The organism is Streptomyces parvus (assembly GCF_032121415.1).
GTDB classification, from domain to species: domain Bacteria; phylum Actinomycetota; class Actinomycetes; order Streptomycetales; family Streptomycetaceae; genus Streptomyces; species Streptomyces globisporus_A.
The window spans coordinates 1,543,828-1,567,383 of the sequence record NZ_CP135079.1 but is presented as its reverse complement, the minus strand read 5'-3'; the positions used below and the strand labels follow the sequence as shown (position 1 = coordinate 1,567,383).

The 23,556-nt window shown below is 72.4% G+C and carries 25 protein-coding genes and 1 riboswitch; of the genes, 14 read left to right on the top strand and 11 right to left on the bottom strand.

The features are described from left to right. Positions 1 to 18: 18 nt before the first annotated feature. Positions 19 to 774 (top strand): endonuclease/exonuclease/phosphatase family protein, encoded by a 756-nt coding sequence (locus RNL97_RS08180; protein WP_391737044.1) that lies wholly within the window; start codon positions 19 to 21, stop codon positions 772 to 774. A 1-nt stretch (position 775) separates the two neighbouring features. On the opposite strand, the gene RNL97_RS08175 is transcribed toward RNL97_RS08180, so the two are convergent. Beyond that, the gene (locus RNL97_RS08175; protein ID WP_243313817.1) at positions 776 to 1,471 is read right to left on the bottom strand and encodes a hypothetical protein; all 696 of its coding nucleotides are present in this window, start codon (positions 1,469 to 1,471) and stop codon (positions 776 to 778) included. Beyond that, positions 1,464 to 2,243: an alpha/beta hydrolase gene (locus tag RNL97_RS08170; RefSeq protein WP_030583531.1), complete on the bottom strand. Its 780-nt coding sequence runs from the start codon at positions 2,241 to 2,243 to the stop codon at positions 1,464 to 1,466. The genes RNL97_RS08175 and RNL97_RS08170 overlap by 8 nt, the downstream gene beginning before the upstream one ends. A gap of 220 nt (positions 2,244 to 2,463) precedes the next feature. Between RNL97_RS08170 and RNL97_RS08165 the strand changes: the two genes are divergently transcribed. From RNL97_RS08165 to RNL97_RS08150, 4 genes are all read left to right on the top strand, one after another. Next, on the top strand, positions 2,464 to 3,234 hold the full coding sequence (locus RNL97_RS08165; RefSeq protein WP_030583529.1) for a lysophospholipid acyltransferase family protein: 771 nt from the start codon (positions 2,464 to 2,466) through the stop codon (positions 3,232 to 3,234). A 32-nt stretch (positions 3,235 to 3,266) separates the two neighbouring features. Next, positions 3,267 to 4,517 carry a MacS family sensor histidine kinase gene (macS, locus tag RNL97_RS08160; protein ID WP_030583526.1) on the top strand — a complete coding sequence of 417 codons (1,251 nt, stop codon included), beginning with the start codon at positions 3,267 to 3,269 and terminating at the stop codon, positions 4,515 to 4,517. Next, positions 4,514 to 5,218, top strand: a complete 705-nt coding sequence (locus RNL97_RS08155) for a response regulator (protein ID WP_030583523.1) — start codon at positions 4,514 to 4,516, stop codon at positions 5,216 to 5,218. The genes macS and RNL97_RS08155 overlap by 4 nt, the downstream gene beginning before the upstream one ends. An 84-nt stretch (positions 5,219 to 5,302) precedes the next feature. After that, positions 5,303 to 6,298, top strand: a complete 996-nt coding sequence (locus RNL97_RS08150; protein WP_030583522.1) for a 2-hydroxyacid dehydrogenase — start codon at positions 5,303 to 5,305, stop codon at positions 6,296 to 6,298. A 10-nt stretch (positions 6,299 to 6,308) separates the two neighbouring features. Here the strand turns inward: RNL97_RS08150 and RNL97_RS08145 are convergent, their stop codons facing one another. Both RNL97_RS08145 and RNL97_RS33070 read right to left on the bottom strand, forming a co-directional pair. After that, positions 6,309 to 8,207 carry an anthranilate synthase family protein gene (locus RNL97_RS08145; RefSeq protein WP_313750525.1) on the bottom strand — a complete coding sequence of 633 codons (1,899 nt, stop codon included), beginning with the start codon at positions 8,205 to 8,207 and terminating at the stop codon, positions 6,309 to 6,311. A gap of 136 nt (positions 8,208 to 8,343) precedes the next feature. Further along, a complete protein-coding gene (locus RNL97_RS33070) occupies positions 8,344 to 8,412 on the bottom strand; it encodes a trp operon leader peptide (RefSeq protein ID WP_106429850.1) in 69 nt (22 codons plus the stop codon). Positions 8,413 to 8,514: 102 nt separating this feature from the next. Here RNL97_RS33070 and RNL97_RS08140 point away from each other — a divergent pair, with 102 nt between their 5' ends. Both RNL97_RS08140 and RNL97_RS08135 read left to right on the top strand, forming a co-directional pair. Beyond that, entirely contained in the window at positions 8,515 to 9,861 is a 1,347-nt protein-coding gene (locus RNL97_RS08140; protein ID WP_030583516.1) for a class II 3-deoxy-7-phosphoheptulonate synthase, read from the top strand. Positions 9,862 to 10,023: 162 nt separating this feature from the next. Then, positions 10,024 to 10,266: a (2Fe-2S)-binding protein gene (locus RNL97_RS08135; protein WP_030583513.1), complete on the top strand. Its 243-nt coding sequence runs from the start codon at positions 10,024 to 10,026 to the stop codon at positions 10,264 to 10,266. Between the two features lie 15 nt (positions 10,267 to 10,281). Here the strand turns inward: RNL97_RS08135 and bfr are convergent, their stop codons facing one another. Next, on the bottom strand, positions 10,282 to 10,761 hold the full coding sequence (bfr, locus tag RNL97_RS08130; RefSeq protein WP_030583510.1) for a bacterioferritin: 480 nt from the start codon (positions 10,759 to 10,761) through the stop codon (positions 10,282 to 10,284). Positions 10,762 to 10,919: 158 nt separating this feature from the next. On the opposite strand from bfr, the gene RNL97_RS08125 reads away from it, so the two are divergent. Next, complete coding sequence (locus RNL97_RS08125) at positions 10,920 to 11,552, top strand: sulfite oxidase-like oxidoreductase (protein ID WP_030583508.1); 633 nt, start codon at positions 10,920 to 10,922, stop codon at positions 11,550 to 11,552. Between the two features lie 58 nt (positions 11,553 to 11,610). On the opposite strand, the gene RNL97_RS08120 is transcribed toward RNL97_RS08125, so the two are convergent. The 5 genes from RNL97_RS08120 to thiO form a co-directional block, all read right to left on the bottom strand. Beyond that, positions 11,611 to 12,483 (bottom strand): deoxyribonuclease IV, encoded by an 873-nt coding sequence (locus RNL97_RS08120; protein WP_313750524.1) that lies wholly within the window; start codon positions 12,481 to 12,483, stop codon positions 11,611 to 11,613. A 6-nt stretch (positions 12,484 to 12,489) separates the two neighbouring features. Continuing rightward, positions 12,490 to 14,418 (bottom strand): Stk1 family PASTA domain-containing Ser/Thr kinase, encoded by a 1,929-nt coding sequence (gene pknB, locus RNL97_RS08115; protein ID WP_030583503.1) that lies wholly within the window; start codon positions 14,416 to 14,418, stop codon positions 12,490 to 12,492. A gap of 167 nt (positions 14,419 to 14,585) precedes the next feature. Next, the gene (locus RNL97_RS08110; RefSeq protein ID WP_313750523.1) at positions 14,586 to 15,380 is read right to left on the bottom strand and encodes a thiazole synthase; all 795 of its coding nucleotides are present in this window, start codon (positions 15,378 to 15,380) and stop codon (positions 14,586 to 14,588) included. A gap of 2 nt (positions 15,381 to 15,382) precedes the next feature. Next, the gene (thiS, locus tag RNL97_RS08105) at positions 15,383 to 15,661 is read right to left on the bottom strand and encodes a sulfur carrier protein ThiS (RefSeq protein WP_234313401.1); all 279 of its coding nucleotides are present in this window, start codon (positions 15,659 to 15,661) and stop codon (positions 15,383 to 15,385) included. Continuing rightward, entirely contained in the window at positions 15,658 to 16,869 is a 1,212-nt protein-coding gene (thiO, locus tag RNL97_RS08100) for a glycine oxidase ThiO (RefSeq protein ID WP_243313812.1), read from the bottom strand. The genes thiS and thiO overlap by 4 nt, the downstream gene beginning before the upstream one ends. Further along, positions 16,867 to 16,979: riboswitch (TPP riboswitch) on the bottom strand. It overlaps the preceding gene by 3 nt. 53 nt (positions 16,980 to 17,032) lie before the next feature. Between thiO and RNL97_RS08095 the strand changes: the two genes are divergently transcribed. The 6 genes from RNL97_RS08095 to RNL97_RS08070 all read left to right on the top strand — a co-directional run bounded on the left by RNL97_RS08095 (position 17,033) and on the right by RNL97_RS08070 (position 21,915). Then, positions 17,033 to 17,374 (top strand): hypothetical protein, encoded by a 342-nt coding sequence (locus tag RNL97_RS08095; RefSeq protein WP_030583491.1) that lies wholly within the window; start codon positions 17,033 to 17,035, stop codon positions 17,372 to 17,374. 58 nt (positions 17,375 to 17,432) lie between these two features. Beyond that, positions 17,433 to 18,665, top strand: a complete 1,233-nt coding sequence (locus RNL97_RS08090; protein ID WP_313750522.1) for an NAD(P)/FAD-dependent oxidoreductase — start codon at positions 17,433 to 17,435, stop codon at positions 18,663 to 18,665. A gap of 80 nt (positions 18,666 to 18,745) precedes the next feature. Beyond that, a complete protein-coding gene (locus RNL97_RS08085; RefSeq protein WP_030583483.1) occupies positions 18,746 to 19,111 on the top strand; it encodes an Rv2175c family DNA-binding protein in 366 nt (121 codons plus the stop codon). A 104-nt stretch (positions 19,112 to 19,215) separates the two neighbouring features. Then, entirely contained in the window at positions 19,216 to 19,866 is a 651-nt protein-coding gene (thiE, locus tag RNL97_RS08080) for a thiamine phosphate synthase (protein ID WP_030583479.1), read from the top strand. 137 nt (positions 19,867 to 20,003) lie between these two features. After that, on the top strand, positions 20,004 to 20,921 hold the full coding sequence (gene metF, locus RNL97_RS08075) for a methylenetetrahydrofolate reductase [NAD(P)H] (RefSeq protein ID WP_078652037.1): 918 nt from the start codon (positions 20,004 to 20,006) through the stop codon (positions 20,919 to 20,921). A gap of 49 nt (positions 20,922 to 20,970) precedes the next feature. Next, positions 20,971 to 21,915 (top strand): Bax inhibitor 1 family protein, encoded by a 945-nt coding sequence (locus RNL97_RS08070; RefSeq protein ID WP_030583473.1) that lies wholly within the window; start codon positions 20,971 to 20,973, stop codon positions 21,913 to 21,915. Positions 21,916 to 22,024: 109 nt separating this feature from the next. Here the strand turns inward: RNL97_RS08070 and RNL97_RS08065 are convergent, their stop codons facing one another. Beyond that, positions 22,025 to 23,539: a phytoene desaturase family protein gene (locus tag RNL97_RS08065; protein WP_030583470.1), complete on the bottom strand. Its 1,515-nt coding sequence runs from the start codon at positions 23,537 to 23,539 to the stop codon at positions 22,025 to 22,027. Between the last annotated feature and the right edge of the window lie 17 nt (positions 23,540 to 23,556).

Sequence of the window (23,556 nt, the reverse complement as noted above, 5' to 3'; positions counted from 1 at the left end):
CGCCGTATCGTGGCCCGCATGGTCCTGACGCCCCTGCCCGACTCCCGTACCGAGCCGGACGGTTCAGCCGTCATCAGAGTGCTGAGCTACAACGTCCGTTCCCTGCACGACGACACCGCGGCCCTGGCCCGCGTCATCCGCGCCTGCGCGCCCGATCTGGTCCTCGTCCAGGAGGCCCCGCGCTTCTTCCGCTGGCGCAAGGCCGCGGCCCGGCTGGCCAGGAGCAGCGACCTGGTGGTGCTGAGCGGCGGGGCCACCGCCGCCGGGCCCCTGCTCCTGTGCTCGCTGCGGGCGAGGGTCGAGCGCACCGAGGACGTCCTCCTGCCCCGCACCCCCGGCCTGCACCGCCGGGGCTTCGCCACCGCCGTCGTGCGGATCGCCGGGGCCCGGCTCGGGGTGCTGAGCTGCCATCTGAGCCTCCAGCGCGACGAACGCCTCGCCCAGGCGGGCCTGCTGCTGGAGCGGCTGGCCTCGATGGGCGTGGAGCACGCGGTGGCGGGCGGCGACCTCAACGACGTACCGACGGGGAAGGCGTTCCGGTATCTGGCCGGGCCGCTCCAGGACTGCCGGGCCGTCGCCCCGTGGGGCGGCGAGCTGACGTTCCCGCCCGGTGAACCCCGTAAGCGCATCGACGCGGTCTTCGCGACCCCGGGCATCGAGGTGCTCGGCTGCGGGGTGCCGAGCGGGCTGCCCGGGGTGGGCGAGGGCGACCTGAGGGCGGCCACGGACCATCTGCCGGTCCTGGCCGCCCTCAGAGTGCCTGCCGCGAGGTGACCTACACGACCGCGCCGCGTCCCGGGTCGCCGTAGGTGTCGTCATCGTCGTCGTGGGGCATCCGGGCCACCAGCGTGGCGAAGCCGCCGAGGAAGCCGCCGATGCAGAGCGTGGTGAGCCACCACGTCATCTCCCACTGGAACACCACCGCGACCAGCATCAGCACCGGCCCGCCGATCACCGCGAGCCAGGCGAACTTCGCCGTGACGTCGGCCTCCGGCAGCGGCGGTGGCTCCGGGGGCACGAAGTGGCCCTCGTCCCCGTCGTCCGGTTCGTCGATGCCGTCGTCCTTGGACTCGGGTAGTTCGTAGTCACGGGGGCCCGTGACGCCGGGCGCGAAGACCACCGAGCTGCCCAGCGCCTTCTTCTCCGGCGGCTTCGGGGGCGTCTTGTCGGACCCCTTGTCCGCCGGTTCACCGGCCGAGGCGTCGCCGGACCCCGTCACATTGCGCTGATCGTCCTCCAGCAGGGCCAGGTCCTCGATGGACTTGAACGGCTTGGCGCCCGGCGGGTCCGGCGGCTCCTCCCCGTACCCCGCGACGATCGCGGCCCATGCCGCGTCCTCGTCGATCGCCCGCTCCGGCTCCGCCCCCTCCGCCCCGGCCGGCTTCGTCCCCTCCGGGACGGCCGCGGGCTCCGTGGGGCGCGGTTCGCGCTCCTCGTCGCTGCCTGTGCGTTCCGCGTCGTGCTCAGCCACCGGACGTGCTCCCCTTCATCCCGACGCTCGGTGCGAGACGGCCGATGAACCGGTAGCTCTCATCGAAGATCCGCTCCGCATCATGGTCCAACGTCGCCACGTGGTAGCTCTGTTCCAGCAGGATCTCCGCAACATCCGTGGAGGAGATCCGGCTGAGGATCCGCGCGCTGTCGGCGGGCGGTACGACATGGTCCTGCGGGCTGTGCAGGAGCACCACCGGCTGGGTCACCTGGGGCAGCTCCCCGTCGACCAGGCGGAAGAACCTCCGCAGCGAGTGCGCGGCGTGCAGCGGCACCTTGGTGTACCCCACCTCGTGCGAGCCCGGCAGCGCGATGTCGTCGGCCACGCCCTTCGTCGTCCGCACCAGATGACGGGCGACCGGCAGCGCGTAGGCCGAGAGGCCGTGCACCTTGTTGGCCGGGTTGACCAGCACCAGACCGCTGATCGTGTCCCCGTGCTTGGCCGCGAGCCGCAGGGACAGCGCGCCGCCCATGGAGAGCCCGAAGACGAAGACCTGCTCGCACCTCTCCGCGAGGACCCGCAGCTCCCGGTCCACCTCGGCGTACCAGTCCTGCCAGCCGGTGGCCGCCATGTCCTCCCAGCGGGTGCCGTGGCCCGGCAGCAGCGGCAGCGAGACCGTCAGTCCGCGCTCGGCGAGATAGTCGGCCCAGGGGCGCAGCGACTGCGGGGATCCGGTGAAGCCATGGCAGAGGAGGACGCCGACCTCTCCGCCCTCGTGGCGGAACGGCTCGGCTCCAGGGAGGACAGGCACCAGGGTCTCCTGTTCGTGGGACGGGGCGGGGGAGGGCGCACCTGGGGGAGTGCTTGACGGATGACTTCACCGTACGCGACCGGACCGACACCGACCAGGTCCTTCACGCCCCCACGAAGCGCCCCGCACGGCCCGGCCGGGAGGCGGGTCCCCTGCCGGGCAGAGGCCGCGACGACGGCACAGGCTAATCTCTAGCGACAGCACACAGGAGGAACCAGAGTTGATCTACGGCGCCATGAAGTTCTCCATCGGCGGGTCCCTGAAGCTCGCCTTCCGGCCGTGGGTGGAGGGCCTGGAGAACATCCCCGAGCGCGGGCCCGCGATCCTCGCCAGCAACCATCTCTCGTTCTCCGACTCGTTCTTCCTCCCGGCCGTGCTGGACCGCAAGGTCACGTTCATCGCCAAGGCCGAGTACTTCACCTCGCCCGGCGTGAAGGGCAAGCTCACCGCCGCCTTCTTCAAGGGCGTCGGCCAGCTCCCCGTAGACCGCTCCGGAGCCCGCGGCGCCGGTGAGGCGGCGATCAGGGCGGGCATCCAGGTCGTCGAGAGCGGCGGCCTCTTCGGCATCTACCCCGAAGGCACCCGCTCGCCCGACGGCCGCCTCTACCGCGGCAAGCCCGGCGGCCTCGCCCGGGTGGCGCTGGCCACCGGCGCCCCCGTCATCCCGGTGGCCATGATCGACACCGAGAAGATCCAGCCGCCCGGCCAGGTGATGCCCAAGCTCATGCGCCCCGGCATCAGGATCGGCAAACCGCTGGACTTCAGCCGCTACCAGGGCATGGACGGCGACCGCTTCATCCTGCGCTCGGTGACCGACGAGGTCATGTACGAGATCATGAAGCTCTCCGGCCAGGAGTACGTGGACATCTACGCCACCGCCGCCAAGCGCCAGATCGCCGACGAGGCGAAGGCCAAGGCCGAGGAGGCCAAGCGGGAGCGGAAGCAGGCCGCCGCGGGCAACGAGAACGGAACGGAACGGTCCGGCGCGTAGCCGCGTCGTCGACTCTTCGGGGGGGTGTGGCCATGGCCGAGCGTGAGCGGGTCGTACGGATGTCGGTCGAGCTGCCGCTGTGGCGTGCGCTGACGGGCTACCGCGTCCTGACGATGATCTACGCGGTGCTGCTCGCGATCTTCGGCAAGGACAACGTGGGCCGGGAGAGGTTCGAGCGGCCCTGGGTCGCCGTCGCCTATCTGGCGTTCCTCTGCGTCTGGACGCTCGCCACCCTGCCCAAGGTCCGCTCGGCGGCGAACTGCACCAAACGCTTCCTCGGCGCCGACCTCGTCGTCGCGCTGACCGGCATCCTGCTCACCCCGCTCGCCGACGTCGACTCCCAGTCCTTCGACGGGCCGACGCTGCCGTCTATCTGGACGGCCGGCGCGGTCCTCGCCTTCGCCGTCAAGGGCGGCTGGCGGTGGGCGGCCTTCGCCTCCACGTTCGTCGCCGCCGCCAACATCATCCAGCGCGGCGAGCCCAGCCGGGACACGTACCACAACGTCCTGCTGGTCTGGGTCGCCTCCATCGCCATCGGATACGTGGTCGAGGTCGCCCGCGCCAGTGAGCGCACCCTCGCCCGCGCCCTGGAGATCGAGGCCGCGACCCGCGAACGCGAACGGCTCGCCCGCGACATCCACGACAGCGTGCTCCAGGTCCTCGCCATGGTCCAGCGCCGCGGCACCGCCATCGGCGGCGAGGCGGCCGACCTGGGCCGGATGGCCGGGGAGCAGGAGGTCGCCCTGCGCACCCTGGTCTCCAGCGGCCTGGTACCCCCCACCCGGGTCTCCGAGGACGCCGCCGATGGCGCCGTGGTCCGCACGGTCGAGGTCGACGAGGAGGGCCCCGCCGACGGGACGCCCTGCGACCTGCGCGCCCTGCTCGCCCCGCACGCCGGATCCCGTACGAGCTTCGCCGAGCCGGGCGCCCCGGTGCTGCTCCCCGCCGCCGCCGCCCGGGAGCTGGCCGCCGCCGTCAGCGCCGCCCTGGACAACGTCCGGGTGCACGCGGGCCCGGACGCCCAGGCGTGGATCCTGGTCGAGGACGAGCCGGACGAGGTGATCGTCACCGTCCGGGACGACGGCCCCGGCATCCCCGAGGGACGGCTCGCCCAGGCGGAGGGGGAGGGGCGGTTGGGGGTGGCGCTCTCCATCCGCGGCCGGCTGCGCGATCTGGGCGGCACGGCAGAGCTGATCTCGGTGCCCGGTCAGGGCTGTGAGGTCGAGTTGAAGGTTCCCAAAGCACCGAAGGTTTCCCGGGGGAAGGCAGGAACGGCCCGATGAGCACGCAGAACACACCACAGGACGAGCAGGGGGCGGCGGACCGGCCCATCAGGGTCATGGTCGTCGACGACCACCCCATGTGGCGCGACGCGGTCGCCCGCGACCTGACCGAGTCCGGCTTCGACGTCGTCGCGACCGCCGGGGACGGCGCGCAGGCGGTGCGGCGGGCCAAGGCGGTGAACCCGGACGTCCTGGTCCTCGATCTGAACCTCCCCGGCATGCCCGGCGTCCAGGTCTGCAAGGAGCTCGTCGGCTCCCACCCCGGCCTGCGGGTCCTGGTCCTCTCCGCGAGCGGCGAGCACGCCGACGTCCTGGAGGCGGTGAAGTCCGGGGCCACCGGCTATCTGCTGAAGTCCGCCTCCACCCAGGAGCTGACCGACGCCGTCCGCTCCACCGCGGCCGGGGACCCGGTCTTCACCCCGGGCCTGGCGGGCCTGGTCCTCGGCGAGTACCGCCGGCTCGCCTCCGACCCCGCACCCGTGGCGTCCGACGAGCCCAAGGCCCCGCAGCTCACCGACCGGGAGACCGAGGTGCTGCGGCTGGTCGCCAAGGGACTCTCGTACAAACAGATCGCCGAACGGCTGGTGATCTCCCACCGCACGGTCCAGAACCATGTGCAGAACACCCTCGGCAAGCTCCAGCTGCACAATCGGGTGGAGCTCGTGCGGTACGCCATCGAGCGCGGCCTCGACGACGTCTGACCCGGCGCGGGCGGGGCCGTGGCCGTATATTCGCGCTGACCGGCCCTGCCCTGTTCCGTCCCCAGACACAGCTCGGGAGAACCCGTGGAAATCCTGGCCTTCGGAGTGCAGTCCGACGAGAAGCCCCTCATCGAGAGGGCATTCGAAGGGCTGCACGAGGTCCGCTGCCTGGACGTCTTCCTCAACCGGGACACCGCACCCATCGCGGCCGGCTACGAGATCATCTCCACGAGTGTCAACGCCGACCTGAGCGCCCCGGTGCTCCAGACGCTCGCCGCGGGCGGGACGCAGATGATCGCCCAGCGCTCCACCGGCTTCAACAACATCGACCTGGACGTCGCCGAGCGCCTCGCCCTGCGCGTCGCCCGGGTCTCGTACTACTCGCCGTATTCGGTCGCCGAGTTCGCCTGGACGCTCGCCATGGCGGTCAACCGGCGCATCATCCGGGCCGCGGGCCGCACCCGGGACTTCGACTTCCGCCTCGACGGGCTGCTCGGCCGGGACATGCGCGGCCGGACCGTGGGCGTGCTCGGCACGGGCAAGATCGGTGAGGCGTTCACCCGGATCGCCCACGGCTTCGGCATGAAGCTGCTCGGCTGGGACGTCGTCGAGAACCCGGCCTGCGTCGAGCTGGGCATGGAGTACGTGGAGAAGGAGCGGCTGTTCGCCGAGGCCGACCTGATCAGCCTGCACGTGCCGCTGCTGCCCGCCACCCGGCACATCATCGACGAGGCCGCCCTCAAGGCGATGAAGGACGACGCGATCCTCGTCAACTCCAGCCGGGGCGGCCTCATCGACACCGCCGCCCTGGTCACCGAAGTCCGCGCGGGCCGCTTCCTCGGCGTCGGACTCGACGTGTACGAGGCGGAGGCCGGGCTGTTCTTCCTCGACAAGTCCCTGGAGGGCATCGACGACGACACCCTCGCCCGGCTGGTGACCTTCCCCAACGTCATCGTCACCTCGCACCAGGCGTACTACACCGAGGACGCGGTGGGCCAGATCATCGACGCGACCGTCAAGAACGTCACCGACTACCTGGCCCGCCGCACCGGCGAGAACGTCCTCGTCCCGAGGGCGTGAGACCGGCTGCTCAGCCCGCCACGGGCAGCCCCGCCAGCAGCTCCGTCACGATCGCCGAGCCCCGCACGGTCAGCACCGACTCCGGGTGGAACTGCACCGAGGCGAACCCCGGACCACGCAGCGCGTGCAGCTCGCCGCTCCCCTCGTCCCGGCTCACCTCGATCCCGTGCGCGGCCAGCTCGGCGGCGGCCGGGCCGTCGCACCGGGCGGTGAAGCTGTTGTAGAAGCCCACCGTCTCCGGCCGCCCGAACAGCTCGATCGTGGTCTGCGCCCCCTGGTACGGCACCGCCTTGCGGACGATCTCCAGACCCAGCTCCGCCGCGATCAGCTCATGCCCGAGGCAGACCCCCAGCAGCCCGTGCCGGTGGTCCCGCACCATCTCGGCGGCGATCTCCCGCAGCAGCCGCATCTTGGGGTCGGTGAGGTCACCCGGATCGCCCGGGCCGGGGCCCAGCACCACGGGCCCCTCGTGCGCCCGGACCACCTCGCGCAGCCCCGGCCCGTCGTAGCGGCGCACCGAGACATCCAGCCCGGACGCCCGCAGCAGATGGGCCAGCATCGCGGTGAACGTGTCCTCGCCGTCCACCACCAGGGCGTGCCCGGACAGGTGCCGGACGCGCTCCTGCATCCGCAGCCAGAACGGGGCGAGCCCCCCGCGCCGATCGTCCAGCGCCGCCTGCACGCGGGGGTCGGAGGCAAGGCGAGGCCGGTCCGCCTCCTCCGCCGGGCGGCCCGGCCGCACCCCGAGCGCGGCCAGCACCCCGGCCGCCTTGGCGTGCGTCTCGGCGACCTCGCTCTCCGGATCCGAGTGGCGTACCAGCGTGGCCCCGACCGGCACCTCCAGCGAACCGTCGGGAGCGATGTCGGCGGTACGGATCAGGATCGGGGAATCCAGCGTCTGCGCCCCGTTCGCGTCCTGGCCCAGCAGGGCCAGCGCCCCCGCGTAGTAGCCGCGGCCCCCGGACTCGTACCGCTCGATCACCCGGCACGCGTTCTGCACCGGGGAGCCGGTCACGGTCGCCGCGAACATCGTCTCGCGCAGCACGTCCCGCACATCCAGCGACGACTTCCCGCGCAGCTCGTACTCGGTGTGCGCGAGGTGGGCCATCTCCTTGAGCCGGGGGCCGACCACCACCCCGCCCATGTCGCCCACCGTGCACATCATCTTCAGCTCCTCGTCCACCACCATGGACAGCTCCTCGCTCTCCTTGCGGTCCCCTAGGAACGCGAGCAAACTCTCCGCGGTGGGCCCCTCCGCCGGGTAGCGGTACGTCCCGCTGATCGGGTTCATCACGACCGTGCCGCCCGACATCCGCACGTGCACTTCAGGGCTGGCTCCCACCAGCGTCCTGTCCCCGGTGTGCACCACGAACGTCCAGTACGCGCCCCGCTCGCCCGCCAGCAGCCGCCGGAACAGCGCCAGCGCGTCCGCCCGCCCGAACCCGGGGATCTCACCCCGGAACGTCCGCCGGATCACGAAGTTCGCGCCCTCGCCCTGCCCGATCTCGTCCCGGATCACCCGCCGCACGATGTCCGCGTACTCCTCGTCCGGCACATCGAAGCCGTGGTCCGCCACGGTCACGTCATGCGCGGGCAGCGCCGCCAGCACCTCCGCGAGCTCCAGCTCGTACGACTCGTCGGCGACCAGCACGCTCAGCGGGGTGCCGTCGTCGCGGACGTCGAAGCCGCGCTCGGCGATCTGCCGGAACGGCACCAGGGCCAGCGCGGGCGACGCGCCGACCGGCAGATCGGCCAGCCGTTCCGCCTCCCGCACCCCGCCGATCAGCAGTTCGACGTGATCGTGGTCACGGCCGGGCGTGCGGCGCCGCAGCAGCGCGAACGGCGGGGCCTCCTCGGCGAGCAGCCGGCGGATGAGGGCGGAGGCGGATCGGGACGGGGTCTGGGACATGGGGAGCGGGTTCCTTCCGGACGGCCCGTACGGGGGTCCACAGGGGATCCGCACGGGGTTCACAGGGAGAGGAACGGCTCCTGAACACAGAAAGGCCGCCCCTCGGGCGGCCTTCGCGAAGTGTCAGCGCGATGAATCAGCGGGCCGCCGGATGAGCGGTCCACCACCAGTTCTGGATCGAGATCTGGATCTGTTGCGTCGACATGCTCCGACCCTAGCGGACGATCCGGGCATCGAAGCGGGTGTCTCAACTATTGAGCGTTCGAAGGGGCGCCCTCCGGGACCCCGTAATGTTGTGCACGTGACCGTGAACGCCAATACCTCCGTCGCCGGTGGCAACACCTGGCGAGACCTTCCCGCGGCGCAGCAGCCCGAGTACCCCGACTCCGAGGCCCTGCGCGATGTACTCGCGGACCTCGCGTCGTATCCGCCCCTCGTCTTCGCGGGCGAGTGCGACCAGCTGCGCGCCCGTCTGGGAGCCGTCGCCAAGGGCGAGGCGTTCCTGCTGCAGGGCGGCGACTGTGCCGAGGCCTTCGACGGCGTGTCCGCCGAGCACATCCGGGCCAAGCTGAAGACGCTGCTCCAGATGAGCGCCGTCCTGACCTACGCCGCCTCCGTGCCGGTCGTCAAGGTCGGCCGGATCGCGGGCCAGTACTCCAAGCCGCGCTCCAAGTCGACCGAGACCCGCGACGGCGTGACCCTGCCGACCTACCGCGGCGACTCGGTGAACGGCTTCGCCTTCACCGAGGAGGCCCGCGTCCCGGACCCGCAGCGGCTGAAGCAGATGTACCACGCGTCCTCCTCCACGCTGAACCTGGTGCGCGCCTTCACGACGGGCGGTTACGCCGACCTGCGCCAGGTCCACGCCTGGAACCAGGACTTCGTGAAGTCGTCCCCCGCGGGCCAGCGCTACGAGGCCCTGGCCCGCGAGATCGACAACGCGCTCAACTTCATGAAGGCGTGCGGCACCGACCCGGCCGAGTTCAAGGCGGTCGAGTTCTACGCCTCGCACGAGGCGCTGCTGCTGGACTACGAGACGGCGCTGACCCGCACCGACTCGCGCACCGGCCAGCTGTACGACACCTCCGGCCACATGGTCTGGATCGGGGAGCGCACCCGCCAGATGGACGGCGCGCACATCGAGTTCGCCTCGAAGGTCCGCAACCCCATCGGCATCAAGCTCGGCCCGACGACCACCGTCGACGAGGCGCTCGGTTACGTCGACCGCCTCGACCCCGAGCGCGAGCCGGGCCGACTGACCTTCATCGTCCGCATGGGCGCCGACAAGGTCCGCGACAAGCTCCCCGAGCTGGTCGAGAAGGTCACGGCCTCCGGCGCGACCGTCGCCTGGGTGACCGACCCGATGCACGGCAACACCTTCGAGGCCGCCTCCGGCCACAAGACGCGCCGCTTCGACGACGTCCTGGACGAGGTCAAGGGCTTCTTCGAGGTCCACAAGGGCCTCGGCACCCACCCGGGCGGCATCCACGTGGAGCTCACCGGCGACGATGTCACCGAGTGCGTGGGCGGCGGCCACGAGATCTTCGTGGACGACCTGCACCAGCGCTACGAGACGGCCTGCGACCCCCGGCTCAACCGCAGCCAGTCGCTCGACCTGGCCTTCCTGGTCGCCGAGATGTACCGCGACCAGTAGACGTCCTCGCCGGACACATCTGTGGGGCACGGATCGATGTGATCCGTGCCCCACAGGCCGTCCCAGGGCTTTTGCGCCACTCGCGGGACGGCTAAGGTTAGGTTAGCCTCACCGACGAAGACGGGGCGGCACCAGCGACCGACCCGCAGGGAGGTGAACCGCATGTACGTCTGCTCCTGCTTCGGCGTCACCGAGGCCCAGGTCAAGAAGCATGCGGACGCCGGTGCCTGTACACCTCGGCAGATCGCGTCGGCCTGCAAGGCCGGCACGGACTGCGGCGGCTGTGTGCGCCGCATCCAGGCTCTGCTGGGACGCGGCGACTGCCCGCGCCGCGAGCTGCTCGACCAGCGGCAGGAGCCCGTGACCGCCTCCGTCGCCCGCCCGGTCCTCTCCGACGCCGCCTGAGATGCCGGCCGGCGGTCAGCTCTCCGGCTGCTCGATCAGCTGGGCGATGTAGAGCGGCTCACCGAGCTTCTCCACCAGCTCCAGCTGGGTGTCGAGATAGTCGATGTGGTGCTCCTCGTCCGCCAGGATCGACTCGAAGATGTTCGCGGAGGTGATGTCCCCCTTGCCGCGCATCACCTCGATACCGCGCTTGAGGCGGTCGATCGCCTCCACCTCGACCTGGCGGTCCGCCTGGAACATCTCGGTCACCGTCTGACCCACCCGGACATGGAACAGCCGCTGGTAGTTCGGCAGTCCGTCCAGGAACAGGATCCGGTCGGTGAGGATCTCGGCGTGCTTCATCTCGTCGAAGGACTCGGCCCGGGTGTACTTGGCGAGCTTGGTCCACCCGAAGTTGTCCTGCATCTTCGCGTGCAGGAAGTACTGGTTGATCGCAGTCAATTCGGCGGTCAGCTGCTCATTGAGAAACTCAAGGACCTCGGGGTCGCCCTGCATGGCAAAGGCTCCTTCCAACCGGTGATCGATCTGGCAAGTTGGCCAGATCCTCGCACCGCGCTCAGCGGCCGTCCAGTAAGTGCACGCTTAGTACGAGTTGCCCCGGTGGAGGTCCTCCCTGGTCATGACCACCCCTGCCTGTCTGTCACCATGGAGACATGGGTCAGCCGGAAAACCGGGAGAATCGCGGAGCAGAGCAGTCGGAGCTTCCACCAGGACAGCGACTGCAGCGCGGATGGCCGGTCACCCATTACGGGCCCGTTCCCAAGTTCAAGCCCGACCGCTGGGAGTTCCGGGTCTTCGGGGCCACCGCCGACGGCGACAAGCACTGCTGGAACCACCAGGACTTCTCGGCGCTGCCGTTCTCCTCCGTCGTCGCCGATCTGCACTGCGTGACGAAGTTCAGCATGATCGGCGCCGAATGGGGCGGGGTCCCGGCCCGGTCGATCCTCGAACTGGCACCGCCGGCCCCCGACGCCACCCATGTGATGGTCTGGGCCGAGTACGGCTTCTCCTCGAACCTGCGCCTGGCCGACTTCGCCTCCGAGCGCACCCTCTTCGCCACTCACAAGGACGGCGAACTCCTCACCGCCGAGCACGGCTTCCCGCTCCGCCTCGTCGTGCCGCACCTGTACGCCTGGAAGGGCCCGAAATGGGTCCGGGGCATCGAGTACATGACGGCGGACCGGCGCGGATTCTGGGAGGAGCGGGGCTACCACAACATCGGCGACCCCTGGTCCGAGCAGCGCTACTCCTATCAGGAGGAGCCGGGCGACGGCCCGGAGCTGTAGACCGGCTTCCGCGGCCGGCTCAGCTCCTGCGGCTCTCCCGCGGCCGCAGGACCCGGGCTCAGTCCCGGCGGCTCTCCCGCAGCTCCTTCAGCCGGGCCACGTCCGCCGCGTGCCCCTCCTTGCCGCCGGGCGTCTCGATGATCAGCGGTACGCCCTCGGTCGCCGGATGGGCGAACAGCTCGGCGAACGGCTCCGCCCCGATGCGACCGGCGCCGATGTTCTCGTGCCGGTCCTTGTGGGCGCCCACGACGTCCTTGGAGTCGTTGGCGTGGATCAGCTTCAGCCGCCCCTCGCCGACCGTCTCCACCAGCAGGTCCAGCGTCTGCCGCATCCCCGTCGGGCCGGTCAGGTCGTGCCCGGCGGCGTAGATGTGGCAGGTGTCCAGGCAGATGCCCAGCTTCGGGTGGGAGTCCAGCGCCTCGAAGTACGGTCCGAAGTCCCAGGTCCGTGAACAGAGCGAGAAGCCCTGGCCGGCCGTCGACTCCAGCAGGAGATCCGGATCGTCGTCATGGGTCAGCTCGTCCAGCAACGGCCGCAGGTGCTCCCGCACCTGGGCCAGCGCCTCGGCGCGCGGCCGCCCGCCGGTCGCCGATCCGGTGTGCACCACCACACCCAGCGCGCCGATCGCCCGGGCCCGCCGCAGCGAATGGCGCAGGGACTCCACCGACTTCTCCACCGTCGCCTCGGTGTGCGAGCCGAAGTTGATCAGATACGGGGCGTGGACGTACGCCGGGATCGAGGCCGCCGCGCACTCGGCGCGGAACAGCTCGTCCTGCGCCGGGTTCCCGGCGGGCGTCGCCCAGCCGCGCGGGTTCGCCACGAAGACCTGCACGGTCTCCGCCGCCAGCTCGCGCGCGTACGCCAGGCCGACCTTGGCGAGGCCGCCGGCCACCGGGACATGCCCGCCCACCGGGTTGCGCAGAGAGTCCATCCGGTTCTAGAGCCCCTTGGTCTTGATGGTGATCGTGGAGCCCTCGGGGGCCTGGTCGCCGCCGTCCACGGACTGGCTCGCGATCGTGTCGCTGAAGGAGAGGAACGGCCGGTCGACCTTCACCTCGAAACCCGCCTCCTCCAGGGTGCTCCGCGCCTCGTCGACGTCCCGGCCGGTGACGTCGGGGACGTCCAGCATCCGGGGGCCCTTGGAGAGGGTCAGCTGGATCGTGTCGCCCTCGGCGGCCTCGGCCCCCTCGCCGGGGGACTGCTCGGCCACATCGCCCTCGGCCTCGGGGGAGTGGACCCGGCCGGGCAGCACCTCTGCCTTCAGCCCCTCGGCCTCCAGCTCGGCGGTGGCTTCCCCGGCGGAGAGCCCGGTGACGTCCGGGACGTCGATCGGGGCGCCCTTGCTGACGACGAGCGCAACGGCCGTGTCCGGGTTGCGGTCCGTGCCGGCGCGGGGATCCGTACGGATCACCTCGCCCCGGTCCACGTCCTCGCTGAACTCCCTGGTCACCATCCCCGGGGCCAGGCCCACCTTCTTCAGGGAGCGCCGGGCGTCCGCGAGGGAAGCGCCGACCACATCGGGCACCCGCACGATCTCCGGGCCCCGCGAGACGACGAGCCTCACCGAGCCGTTGCCCCGGATCCGGTCGCCGGAGGCGGGGTCGCTGCTGACGACCTCGCCCCGCTCGACCGTGTCGCTGAAGACCCGGTCCACGCCCTTCAACCCGAGCCCGGCGTCCGCGATCCGCTTCTCGGCGGTCTGCTGGGTCTGCCCGAGCACCGAGGGGACCTGGGTGAACTGGCCGGAGTTGATGTACCAGACACCCGTGCCGATCCCCAGGGTCAGCAGGACGGCGGCGAGCGCGATGACCAGCCTGCGGTGCGGCCCGCCGAGCGGACCGCGCCGGCCGGCCCGGCGCGGAGCGGCGGGTCCCGCGGGCGGCATCGCCAGGCGGCTGGTGCGGTGCACCCCGGCCCCGTCGCCGTCCTCCGCGAGGGCCCGGGGGATCACGCTCGTACGGTCGTCCGCGCCGTCGTGGGAGTCCGACAGCGCCTGCGGCGGTACGGCGTCCAGCTCGTCGTCGGTCAGCCCGGCGCGGGCCTCACGGGTCTCGGCCAGCAGCAGCACCGCGTCGTGCGGGCGCACCCCGGGGTTGCGGGCGGTCGCGCTCGCCACCAGGGAGTCCAGCGCGACCGGGAGCCCCGGCACGACGGCGGACGGGGCCGGGACGTCGGAGTTGAGGTGCTGGTAGATGACCTGGGCGGCGTTCTCGCCGGTGTGCGGCTTGGCGCCGGTGAGCATCTCGTACAGCACGACCCCGCAGGCGTACACATCGCTGCGGGTGTCGGCGGTGCCGTGCTCGATCTGCTCGGGGGCCAGATACGACACCGTGCCCAGCAGCGAGCCGGTGGTGTCGGTGGCCGTGCCGACCGCCCTGACCAGGCCGAAGTCGGCGACCTTCACCCGGCCGTCGTCCCCTATCAGGACGTTCTCCGGCTTCATGTCGCGGTGCACGAACCCGGCCAGGTGCGCGGCGCCGAGCGCTGCGAGGACCGGCTCCAGGATGTCCAGCGCGGCCCGGGGCTGGAGGGCCCCGCGCTCGCGCAGCACGTCGCGCAGCGTGCAGCCCGCCACGTACTCCATCGCGAGATAGACGTACGCGCCCTGAGCGCCCTGGTCGAAGACCGCGACGACGTTGGGGTGCGCCAGGCGGGCCACCGACTTGGCCTCCCGGATGAAGCGCTCGACGAACGAGACGTCGGTGGCGAGCGCCGGGTGCATCACCTTGAGGGCGAGCACCCGGTCCAGGCGGGTGTCCACGGCCCGGTAGACCGTGGCCATCCCGCCTACGGCGATGCGCGCCTCAATGCGATACCGGCCGTCGAGCAGCTGCCCGACGAGAGGGTCCTGGAGGGTCGTGTCCACCCCGAGAGTCTACGAGCCGCCACGGACACCCCGGACGGGCCGGGGCACTCCCGGGGCCGTTCTGCAGCCGATCCGTGACAGGGACACGTTCTGTGGCTGGGGGGCGTTTCAGGCCCCTCCGGCGATCGAGGAGCAGGGGCCGGGGGACGCGCCCCGACCCCCTGATCTCAGAACGCGGGCCGCTCCGGATCCAGCGCCGCCCGCCCGGCCACCGGGGACGAGGCCTCGGCGAAGTGCCGGCGCGGAATCCGGCCCGCCCGGTACGCGAGCCGACCGCCCTCCACCGCGTGACGCATCGCACCCGCCATCAGCTCCGGCTCCTGCGCCCGGGTCACCGCCGAGGCGAGCATCACGGCGGCGCATCCCAGCTCCATCGCCTGCGCCGCGTCCGAGGCCGTCCCGGCCCCGGCGTCGAGGATCACCGGCACCCCGGCCCGCTCCACGATCAGCTCGAAGTTGTGCGGGTTGCGGATGCCGAGCCCGGATCCGATGGGGGAGCCGAGCGGCATGATCGCCGCGCACCCCACGTCCTCCAGCTTCCGGGCGAGCACCGGGTCGTCGTTGGTGTACGGCAGCACCACGAACCCGTCGTCGACCAGGGTCTCCGCCGCGTCCAGCAGCTCGATCGGGTCGGGCAGCAGGGTCCGCTCGTCGGCCACCACCTCCAGCTTCACCCAGTCCGTGCCGAGCGCCTCCCGGGCCAGCCGGGCGGTCAGCACCGCCTCACCCGCCGTGAAGCAGCCCGCGGTGTTCGGCAGGACCTGGATGGAGAGCCGCTCCAGCACGGAGAGCACCGACCCCTGCACCGTCGGGTCCAGCCGGCGCATCGCGACCGTGGTCAACTCGGTGCCGGACGCGATCAGCGAGCGCTCCAGCACCTCCAGGCTCGGGGCCCCGCCGGTGCCCATGATCAGCCGGGATCCGAACGAGGCGGGTCCCAGTGTGAAGACGTCGTCCGACACGGTCAGCCTCCCTGTACGGCCGTCAGGACCTCGACGCGGTCGCCCTCGCCGAGCGTGGTGGCGGCCCACTGGCCGCGCGGGACGACGCTCTCGTTGACGGCTGCGGCGACCCCGGAGCGGGCCGGGGTCAGGGCGCCGATCAGGGCGCCCAGATCCGTCCCGGCGGGAACGGCACGGGCTTCCCCGTTCACCGAGACGGAGACGGTGGCGGTCGCGGCGCCTTCCGGAGCGGCTGCTCGCGGTACGGAGGTGCCTTCCGGTGCGACGGGCTGCTGGGTCATACGGGCTGCTCCTGGAGTACGGGGGCGGCGGCGGGTTCGAAGCGGCCGGGGGTGAACGGTCGGGCCGCCTCGGGCAGCTCGCCGGTGGTCAGGGCGTCGGCCATCGCGTCCCCGGTGACGGGCGTCAGCAGGACACCGTTGCGGTGGTGGCCGGTCGCGAGCAGGAGACCGGGCAGGGCGGTCGGGCCGAGCAGCGGGGCGTTGTCGGGCGACGCGGGACGCAGACCGGCCCGGGTCTCGGTGAGCGGCAGCTCGGTGATGCCCGGCACCAGCTCATGGGCGTCGCGCAGCAGCTCGTACACCCCGCCGGCGGTGACCGTGGTGTCCCAGCCCATCTCCTCGCTGGTGGCGCCGACGACCAGCTCGCCGTTCTCGCGCGGGACGAGGTAGAGGTGGCCGCCCCGGACCACGGCGCGCACGGTGCGGCTGAGGAAGGGGGCGTACGCCGGGGGCACGGTGAGCCGGAGGACCTGGCCCTTGACCGGGCGGACCGGTGGCACGAGCTGGGGCGGGAGCCCCGCGAGCCGGCCGCTGAGGCTGCCCGCGGCGAGCACGACCTGGTCGGCCGCGAACTTCGTGCCGTCGCCGAGCGACGCCCCGGCGGCCCGGCCCCCGTCGACGGTGAGCCGCTCGGCGGTCGTCCGGCGGAACGCGACCCCGGCCCGCTCGCACGCGGTCAGCAGCGCCGCGGCGAGGCGGCGCGGATCCACCTGGTGGTCGCCGTCGACCCGGAGGCCGCCCCGGACGCCCGGAGCCAGCATCGGCTCGAGACGGCGGCACTCACGGCCGCTCAGCCAGACCGACTCCAGCCCCGAACGCTCCTGGAGGGCGTGGAGTTCGCGCAGGTGCGCCCGGTCGTCGGAGTCCAGCGCGACGGCGAGCGTGCCGCAGCTCCGGAAGCCGGTGTCCCGGCCGCTCGCCTCCTCCAGCTCCTCGACGAACGCCGGATAGCGGGCGGCGGAGGCGAGGTTGAGCCCGAGCAGCATCTGCTCGCCGTAGTGCAGTTCGGTGACGGCGGCCAGCATGCCCGCCGCGACCCGGGCGGCTCCGCCGCCCGGCGCGGGATCGGCCACGGCGACGGCCAGCCCGCGCTGCGCGGCCCGCCACGCGGTGACCAGGCCGATGATGCCGCCCCCGATGACGAGGACGTCGGATCCTGGGGTGCCCGTTCCCCCCGAGGCTCCGGAGGTCTTCCCCGAGACGCGCATGAGTGTCCAGCCCCTCCCTTCGCCGGCATGACCCGGATCAGGTGCGTACGGTCGGAGGCCGTCCAGCCTCCCTCTCAGCCCGGTGCGTCCGGGCTCCCGCGAGTGTTCTACCGTGGCCAGCCTAAACCCACCCGCCCACGGCACGGACAAGGGAGCAGCCACCGTGGCCCGTTCGCTCGATGGACTCGTCCTCGCCCCCGTCGCCGACCAGGCCCCGGGCCAGGTCGGCACCCGCACCCGCTTCACGTACCACGAGCGGGACGGGCGGATCTGGGCCGAGTACACGGGTGGCGACGTCGTCCGCGGCCATCTCGTCGGCAGCCGGGACGGGGACGCGCTGGACTTCCGCTACGTCCAGCTCAAGCAGGACGGAACGACCTCCTCCGGGCACTGCCTCTCCACCGTCGTCGATCTCGCCGACGGCCGGGTGCGGTTGGAGGAGCGGTGGCAGTGGGAGTCCCAGGAGGGCAGCGGGACGAGCGTGGTGGAGGAAGTGGCCTCCTGAGCGCCGTCCTCCCGGCGGCCGTCTCCCTGACGCTTCGTCAGATGATTAAGGTGGACGGGTGAGTGAGCAGACGGAGAAGAGCCCGGTTCGTAACGTGGTGGTCGTCGGCGCGGGCATGGCGGGCGTGCAGAGCGCCGTCGCCCTGCGCGAGGCGGGGTTCACCGGCCCCGTCACCCTGATCGGCGCCGAGCCCCACCAGCCCTACGACCGCCCGCCGCTGTCCAAGGCCGTGCTGCTGGGCAAGGCCGAGGACTCCGCCTTCGACGTCGACTTCGATGCGCTGGACATCACCCTGCGCCTCGGCCTGGACGTCACCGCCCTGCGCGCCGCCGACCATGTGCTGGACACCGCCGAGGGGCCCGTCCGCTACGACGCCCTGATCCTCGCGACCGGCGCGGAACCCCTGGCCCTGCCCGGCACCGAGGGTGTGCCCGGCGTCCATCTGCTGCGCACTCTCGACGACGCCGCCCGGCTGCGGCCCGTCCTGGACCGGCAGCACGACGTGGTCGTCGTCGGGGCGGGCTGGATCGGCGCGGAGTTCGCCACCGCCGCCCGCGCCGCGGGCTGCGCGGTCACCGTCGTCGAGGCCGCGGCCCGCCCGCTCGCGGGCGCCCTGCCCGCCGAGGTGGCCGCTCCGATGGCCGCCTGGTACGCCGAGAGCGGCGCCGAACTCCTCACCGGGGCCCGGGTCGAGCGCGTCGCGGAGGGGACCGTGCTCCTCGCGGACGGCCGCGCGCTGCCCGCCGGAGCCGTGGTCGTCGGCATCGGCGCGCGCCCCGCCACCGGCTGGCTGGCGGGCTCCGGGATCGCGCTCGGCCCGGACGGATCGGTCACCGCCGACAGCGCCCTGCGCACCTCGCTGCCCGATGTGTACGCGGTCGGCGACTGCGCCTCCTTCCCCTCCGCCCGCTACGGGACCCGTCTGCTGGTCCACCACTGGGACAACGCCCTCCAGGGCCCGCGCACCGCGGCCGCCGCGGTCATGGCGGCGGAGAGCGGCGGACCGCTCCCGGTCTACGACCCCGTCCCGTACTTCTGGTCCGAGCAGTTCGGCCGCTTCGTGCAGTACGCCGGCCACCACGCCGACGCCGACACCCTGCTGTGGCGCGGCGACGGGGCGGACGCCACCTGGTCGGTGTGCTGGCTGCGCGAGGGCGCGCTGGCCGCCGTGCTCGCCGTGGGCCGCCCGCGCGATCTCGCCCAGGGCCGCAGGCTCATCGAGTCGGGGGCCGCCCTCGACCCGGAGAAGGTCGCCGACCCCGCCGTACCGCTGAAGTCCACCGCTCTCTGACCACCCCGGGACCGCCGCCGGCACCCCCGTACGGTCGGCCCGGCTACCGGCTGTCAGTCCCAGGTGGCACGCTTGTCCCTGTGACCGTGATTGACGCAAAGACCGATGCTCTCGTCCCTGCCTGGCTCCACCTTCCCGACATCGCCGAGATGCTCGATGTCGAGGTGACGCGCGTACGCCAGCTGGTCAAGGAGGGCCAGCTCATCGCCGTACGCCGTGGTGAGAACCGGACGCTCCAGGTGCCCGCCGCCTTCATCGACGGCGACAAGGTGGTCAAGGGCCTCTCCGGCACCCTGACCCTCCTGAAGGACGACGGCTTCTCCGAGGAAGAGATGCTGGAGTGGCTCTTCACTCCCGACCCGACCCTGCCCGGCACCCCCGCGCAGGCGCTGAGCGAGAATCGCGGGACGGAGGTGAAGCGCCGCGCCCAGGCGCTCGCCGTCTGACCGATACGACAGGAAGTGGTGCACGGGCCGTCCGACGCGGCCCGTGCACCGTCACGGTCACGGGGGAGCCCACTCCCCCGTGACGACCACGGGGAGTTTCCACCATGTCCACGCCTCGCGAGCAGCTGTCCGGCGCCCGGCTCTACCTGTGCACGGACGCCCGCAAGCGGCAGGGCGACCTCCCCGCCTTCCTCGACGCCGTGCTCACCTCCGGGGTCGACATCGTCCAGCTCCGGGACAAGGGCATGGAAGCCGCCGAGGAGCTGGACCACCTCGCGGTGTTCGCCGACGCCTGCCGCCGGCACGGCAAGCTCCTCGCCGTGAACGACCGCGCCGACGTCGCCCACGCCATCGGCGCCGACGTCCTGCACCTCGGCCAGGGCGACCTGCCCGTCCCCGCCGCCCGCGCGATCATCGGCGCCGACCGGCTGATCGGCCGCTCCACGCACGCCGAGGCCGAGGTCGACGCCGCCGCCGCCCAGGACGGCGTGGACTACTTCTGCACCGGCCCCTGCTGGCCCACCCCCACCAAGCCCGGCCGCCACGCCCCCGGCCTCGATCTCGTGCGTTACGCCGCCTCGCTCGGCGGGCGGCGCCCGTGGTTCGCGATCGGCGGGATCGACGCGGGCAATCTGGACCAGGTCCTGGAGGCCGGAGCCCGCCGCGTCGTCGTCGTCCGGGCCGTCACCGAAGCCGACGACCCGGCCGCCGCCACCGCCGAGCTGGCCCGCCGCGTCCGGGCGCACACGCTCTGAACTCCGGGTCTACGGACGGCGGACGTCCCGGGCCCGACATCCAGGAATGTCCGAGGAGTGGACAACAGTCCGGCAAAACGAGACAAAATCTCCCGCTCTGGTTGGGTGAGTGTCCACCCCCTGGTTAACCTCCCCTTATGGCCCTCGGAACACCTTCGACCAGGACGGATCACGCGCGCACCGTGCGCGACCTGCTGGCGACCGGCAAAACGTCGTACTCCTTCGAGTTCTGGGCTCCCAAGACGGAAAAGGGCGAGCGCAACCTCTGGAACGCGCTGCGCCGGGTCGAGGCGGTCCGGCCGAGCTTCGTCTCCGTGACGTACGGCGCCGGGGGCTCCACCCGCGCCGGGACGGTCAAGGCCACCCAGGAGATCGCCGCGGACTCCACGCTCACCCCCGTCGCCCACCTCACCGCGGTCAACCACTCGGTCGCCGAGCTGCGCAACATGATCGGGCAGTACGCCGACGCGGGCATCAGGAACATCCTCGCCGTCCGCGGCGACCCGCCGGGCGACCCGATGGGCGAGTGGGTGGAGCACCCGCAGGGCGTGAAGTACGCCGCCGACCTCGTCCGCCTCATCAAGGAGTCGGGTGACTTCTGCGTCGGCGTCGCGGCATTTCCCGAAATGCACCCCCGGTCCACCGGCTGGGAGGCGGATATCGGTCATTTCGTGGACAAGTGCCGGGCGGGCGCGGATTACGCGATCACCCAGATGTTCTTCCGTCCGGAGGACTATCTCCGGATGCGTGACCGCGTGGTCGCCGCGGGTTGCGAAACGCCGGTGATCCCCGAGGTCATGCCCCTCACCAGCGTGAAGCAACTGGAAAAGTTCTCCCAGCTCAGCAACGCGACCGTGCCCGCGTCGTTGAAAGAGCGCATCCTCGCCGCCAAGGACGATCCAGCCGCTGTACGCTCCATTGGCATCGAGTTCGCAACGGAGTTCTGCGCGGAGCTGCTGTCCGAGGGTGTGCCCGGACTGCACTTCATCACGCTCAACAACTCGACGGCTACGCTCGAAATCTACGAGAAACTCGGACTGCACAAGCAGTCGTGACCGGTCGTACCCGCCCCCGAAGCGGTGACGGCCGAAGGAGGGGGCGGGCGTGGGCTGGACGGTCCTCTACATCGCATTCGGTCTGGTGGCCCTGTGGCTGCTCGGCGAGGTGCTGCTGCAGTACAAGGCACGACTGCGCTGGCGGCTGCTCGCCTTCGCCGGCTTCCTCGGCGTGGTGGTCGGGGTGCTGCTGGCCTATGTCCCGGTCATCGTCGTCGGGACGCTCGCCTTCGCCACCGGCCAGACCTTCGTGACGCTGTCCTTCCGGCGGGGCTTCTCCACCGGCTGGGCCATAGGAGGCAGCCCGGGTGCGAGCCGTCGGCGCAAGGGCCGCGGCGAGGGCGCGGCGGTGAGGGAACCCACGCTGGAGGTCTCGGACCTGGAGGTCGCGGAGCCGGACGCCCCCGCCGGGTACGACCGGCCCCCGGCCGCCCCGCCCGCACCGTCCGTCTACGAACCGCAGCCGCTCCCCGACGACACCGGCCAGTACGGCGTGTACGGGGCCACCGGCTACGACCCGAACGGCCAGGCCCACCAGGACCAGGACCAGGGCCACGACGCCGACCCCGCGGCCCAGCCGCAGTACGCCGCGTACGACCCGTACACCGGCTACGGCCGGCCGCAGGCTGAGGACCCCTACGCCGGAACGTACGACTACGGCACCGGCGAGCAGAGCTACGCCGCCTACTCCGACCCGTACATCGGCACCACCAACGGAACCCCCTCCTACGGCTACGACGCCTACGGCAACGGCGACGGCGACGGCTACGACAGCCAGGGCGGGCAGCAGGGCTACGCCGACCCCTACGCCCAGAGCCACGGCGCGGACACGTACGACACGGGGGCGTACACCACGGACACCCCGCCCGGCGGCGTCTGGGTCCCGCAGCAGCGCGACGCCGAGCAGTACCCCCCGCTGCCACCGGAGCAGCCCACCGGGCCCGCCCCGTACGGCAACGGCTACGACACCGGCCAGAACGAGCAGTACCGCTAGCTACTGAGCGAGCCCTCGCGGGGCCGCCGCCGGGGGTGTGACCCGTCCGGCTCCGGCCCCGGATCGGCGCCGGAGCCGGAAACGGCGGCGACCCCGGCCGCAGGAACCCTCAGCGGGAGCCGCGGAAGCCGTCGCCCTCCACCACGAGCCCGGCCACCAGCGTCCCCGACATCCCGGAGTGCGCGAGGCCGCCGCCCGGATGCGCCCAGCCGCCCGCGAGATACAGCCCCGGCAGGCGGGTGAGATTGCCCGGGTGCAGATACGCCCCCGCCGCCCCGGCCAGCGCGGGCGGCGGCACCGCACCGCCCTCGGCCCCCGTCTCCGCCTCGGTCTCCGCCGGCGTACGGCTCTCCGTGTGCAGGATCCGCTCCCGCAGCCCGGGAACGGCCGCGCCCGCCCGCTCCACCAGGACGTCGGCGAACCGCTGCCGCACCTCCGCGTCCCGCCAGTCGACCGGGCCCTGCGGAGCGACCGTCGCGGTGAGCGTCACCGCCTCGTGCTCCCCGTCAGGCCGGGTCGCCGGATCGTCGGGGCGCAGCACCGTCACCGTGGGATGGTCGGAGACCCGGCCCGCGAACACCGCCTCCTGCTCCGCCGCCCCTTCCGCGCTGTGCACCACGGTCCGGTGCACCGCGTCCGCCTCCCGGGCCCCGCGCAGCGACAGCAGCACCGTGAACCGGCCCGCCGCGCCCGCGCCGGAGCACGCCCGGACCGGCACGTCCCCCGCGCCCGCCACCGGCTGACCCGGCACCAGGCCCGGACGCGGCCGGACCCCGAGCACCACCCGGTCGGCCTCGGCCACCTCACCGCCCGCCAGCTCCACGCCCGCCGCCCGGCCGTCCTTCTCCACGACCCGGACCACCTCGGCCCCGAAGACGAACTCCACCCGGCGGGCCACGCACCGCTCGTACACCGCCCGGGCCAGCTCCCGCATCCCGCCCATCACGTACCAACTGCCGAAGGTCTGCTCCATGTACGGCAACAGCGCGGCGCTCGCGGGGGCGGTGCGCGGGTCGAGGCCGTGGGCGAGCGCATACCCGTCGAGCAGGGCCGCCAGGCGCGGGTCCGCCAGCTCCCACGCGCCGATCTCCGCGACCGTGGCCGCCTGCCGGGCCGGGCGCAGCAGACGCCGCTGCCGCACCGCCGGATACGGATCGCGCCCCAGCACCTGGTGATCCGGGCGCAGAGGCTCCTCCAGCAGCGGCCGCCGTGAGCGGTCCCAGGCGTCCCGGGCCCGGACCATGAAGTCGCTCCAGCGCGCCCCGGAACCCGCGCCCAGCGCCCCGTCCAGGGCCGCGGCCACCCCCGCCCGGGAGGCGTTCGGCAGGGACACCGCGGTGCCGTCCGCGAAGAGATGGCGGCTCGCCGGATCGACCTGGGTCAGCGTCACGGACTGCTCCAGCGACTCCTTGCCGGTCTTCACGAAGAGGTCCCGCTGGACGGCGGGCAGGTGCAGCAGTCCGGGGCCGGTGTCGAAGACGAAGCCCTCGTGCTCATGGCGGCCGACCGAGCCGCCGTAGCTCGCGGACCGTTCGTAGACCGTCACCTTCTCGCCCGCCACGGCCAGCCGGGCGGCCGCCGCCATCGCGCCCGTCCCGGCGCCGATCACCGCAATTCGTGCCATGCCGGTGACCTTATCGA